We start from the raw sequence: 3,153 nt of genomic DNA, 5'->3' as shown, positions 1-3,153 counted from the left end.
GGCGGGCTGCCCGGGGTCGACGACCAGCCGCCCTCGGCGCTCGACCCCGCCCGGCCACTGCTGTGCGTACCCCTGATGACCCGGCGCGCGCCCCTGGGCGTGCTGACGCTGTCACCGCCGGACGACGAGCGCTGGGACGCCGACGACGCCTTCATGCTGATCGAGCTGGCCCGGCGGGCCGGTGTCGCCCTGGAGAACGCCCGGCGTTTCGAGCACAACCGCGACATCGCCGAGACCCTGCAACGCGCTCTGCTCACCGAGCTGCCCACCACCCCGGGGCTGCGGCTGGCCGCGCGCTATCTGCCGGCCACCCGGGGCCTGAACATCGGCGGCGACTGGTACGACGCCTTCCGCCAACCCGACGGCGGTCTGATCGCCGTCATCGGCGACGTCACCGGGCACGGTCTGCGCGCCGCGGTGATGATGAGCCAGCTGCGGACCGCGCTGCGCGCGTACGCCGTCGACGGCAAGACCCCCGGCCAGCTCCTCACCCGTCTCCATCTGTTCCTGCACCATCTGCAGCCCGATCTGTACGCCACCGCCGTCATCGCCCGGTTCCATCCGCAGGAGCCCACCCTCACCTGGGCCGCCGCGGGGCATCCGCCGCCGGTGCTGCGCTCACCCGACGGACGGGTGCGCATCCTGGACGCCAAGCCCGGCGCGATGCTCGGCATCCCCCTCCATCAGGAGATCGCCGACCACACCGTCCCGCTGCCGCCCGGCTCGACCCTGGCGCTCTACACGGACGGACTGGTGGAGCGCCGCGCCCAGGGCATCGACCCGGGCATCGAGCAGTTGGCGTCAGCCCTCGAAGCGCTCCCGCCCGCCACGCTCGACGACGATCTCCAGGAGTCCGCCGACCAGCTCCTCCATCCGCTGCTGGACGACGAGCACGAGGACGACGTGTGTCTGCTGCTCTGCCATGTGCACAGCGACGCCGGGCACATCATGGCCCGGCCCGGCTGACGATTCCCCCCAGGGTCCGCAGCACCTGCTCGACCCGCGCACGCTCGGCCGGTGACATCGCCGCCAGGGCGTCGGCGAGATGCCCCGACAGTCGTTCGGTGACGTCCGCGAGGAACCCGTGTCCGCGCTCCGTGACCACCAGGCGCACCTCGCGCCGGTCGCCGTGGCGGACGCACCGCTGCAGCAGGCCGGCCGCTTCGAGCCGGTCGCAGAGCCGACTGGCCGTGGGCAGGCCCACCCCGAGCTGCTCGGCCAGCGCGGTCAGATTCAGCTCGGGCCGTCGGCGCACCGCTCGAAGTGCCAGGATCTGTCTCGGGGACAGCCGCGGGGTGACGTCCTCGACGGCCGAGAACCACAGCGGCACCAGGTTCTCCACGGCGTCGAGAAGCTGTCGGTCGAAGTCGTGGGGGCCCGTCATGCGGGGGGCCTACCCGAAGTGCCCGGTAGTACACGGCCTGCACCGCACCCTCCCGCGTCGCCCGAATCGCCCGCGCCGGGCCGGGTCGGGCCGGGGTCGCTACGCCTTGTGGGCCACTCCCCCGTACACGTCCGTCGGCTCCGGGTTCGTGCCCGGCTCCGGACGCCACAGCGGGCAGGACACGATGCCGGGCTCCAGCAGCTCCAGGCCCTCGTAGTAGGCGTGCAGCTGCCGGGGGCTGCGCAGGACGTACGGGACGGCGCCGGTGTCGTCGTAGCCGTCCTGGGCGCGCTTGAGTTCGGCGTCGGTGTCCGTGCTGTCGTAGTGGACGAAGTAGCTGCCCGACGGCAGGGCGGCCTGGAGACGGCGGACGATCTCCTGAGCCTCCTCGTAGTCCTGGATGTGGCCGAGGATGCCCATCAGCATCAGGGCCACCGGCTTGCCGAAGTCGAGGACCTTCCCGGCGGCTTCGAGGATGGTGTCCGGGTCGTGCAGGTCCGCGTCGACGTAGTCGGTGACCCCTTCGGGGGTGCTGGTGAGCAGCGCCTGCGCGTGCCGCAGTACCAGCGGGTCGTTGTCTACGTAGACGATGCGGGACTCCGGGGCGACCTTCTGGGCGACCTGGTGGGTGTTGTCGTACGTCGGAAGGCCGGTGCCGATGTCGAGGAACTGGCGGATTCCGCGCTCTCGGGCCACGAAGGTGACCGTGCGGATGAGGTAGACACGGGAGGCGCGGGCCATCGTCTCGATGTTGGGGGCGATCTCCCGGTAGGAGTCACCCGCCTCGCGGTCGACCTCGTAGTTGTCCTTGCCGCCCATCCAGTAGTTCCAGATGCGGGCCGAGTGCGGCACCGTGGTGTCGATCTTCGACAGGGCTTCCTGATCGGGAGTGGGGTGGCCGTCTGCCATGGGAACTCTCCTGCCTCACATCGCGGGGTCGTCGCTAACCTATCGTCAACTGCCTTGCGTTTTGCGAGAGTTGTGACGATTGAATGGCAGGGTCACGGATGGGGACGCCCGGCTCGCCGACATCGAGGGTGACCACGGCCACGTGCTGGGCGAGGGTGCGGAAGACGCGGGCATAGGCCGTGGCGGCCTCCGTGACCTCGGACGTGGTCAGGTGGAGCAGGGCCCCGTCGCGTTCTGCCACGGCGTCGGCGAGGTCCAGGGCCTGCATCCAGGTCACCCGGGAACGGCCCCGGCGCAGTGGCCCCTGGACGAGCTCCGCGATGAGGTTCCCGTCGACGGCCAGCCGTCCGGGTCCGGCGAGGAGTTCGCGGTAGGGCAGGGCCGGGTCCAGGTGGTGGAGGGCGGACGGCATGTGCCGGACCTCGAAGCCGAGCTGGGCCAGTTCGGCGACCAGCCGGTTCCGGCCGGCCCCTTCGTGCCCCTCGACGATCAGGGTCCGGTACCGGGTGAGCGTGGGTGGCGGGATCATCCCCACCCCTCGGGAGCGATCCGGTCGGCGTGCCCGACGGACGGCGGAACTCGACCCGGGACACGAGGCGGCGTACGCATGCCGCTCCCTTCGGGTGGTGCGCGGCGGGTGTCGACCTCGCGAGCCCGTGCGCGGCCTGGAGGCGACCCCAAGTCTGGGCGCGGCCGGGAGGTGACGGGAGCGCGTGTGCGGGTTGTCCGGTTGTGCGGGCGTAGTGACACCTCGATGACCGAAGGACCGTCGGCCGAAGCGGAACAGGGCCACCGAGCGGCGCCGGGCCGAGCGGAACGGGGCGGCCGGACGTCGGCCGAGCGGAGCGGGGGCGTCCGGC

4 protein-coding genes are annotated in these 3,153 nt (G+C 71.8%); 1 reads left to right on the top strand and 3 read right to left on the bottom strand.

The window, feature by feature from the left end:
* On the top strand, nt 1-966 hold a 966-nt coding region (locus AWZ10_RS28430), incomplete at its 5' end, for a PP2C family protein-serine/threonine phosphatase (protein WP_159058371.1).
* On the opposite strand, the gene AWZ10_RS28425 is transcribed toward AWZ10_RS28430, so the two are convergent.
* From AWZ10_RS28425 to AWZ10_RS28415, 3 genes are all read right to left on the bottom strand, one after another.
* On the bottom strand, nt 947-1,384 hold the full coding sequence (locus tag AWZ10_RS28425; RefSeq protein ID WP_046703776.1) for a MarR family winged helix-turn-helix transcriptional regulator: 438 nt from the start codon (nt 1,382-1,384) through the stop codon (nt 947-949). The two genes, AWZ10_RS28430 and AWZ10_RS28425, sit on opposite strands and share 20 nt — an antisense overlap.
* Before the next feature lie 99 nt (nt 1,385-1,483).
* Nucleotides 1,484-2,293 carry an SAM-dependent methyltransferase gene (locus AWZ10_RS28420; protein ID WP_046703775.1) on the bottom strand — a complete coding sequence of 270 codons (810 nt, stop codon included), beginning with the start codon at nt 2,291-2,293 and terminating at the stop codon, nt 1,484-1,486.
* 34 nt (nt 2,294-2,327) lie between these two features.
* Complete coding sequence (locus AWZ10_RS28415; RefSeq protein ID WP_060892385.1) at nt 2,328-2,822, bottom strand: hypothetical protein; 495 nt, start codon at nt 2,820-2,822, stop codon at nt 2,328-2,330.
* Nucleotides 2,823-3,153 lie beyond the last annotated feature (331 nt).

The organism is Streptomyces europaeiscabiei, assembly GCF_001550375.1.
In the GTDB taxonomy this organism is placed as follows: domain Bacteria; phylum Actinomycetota; class Actinomycetes; order Streptomycetales; family Streptomycetaceae; genus Streptomyces; species Streptomyces europaeiscabiei.
This window is presented reverse-complemented; position numbering and strand designations above follow the sequence as displayed.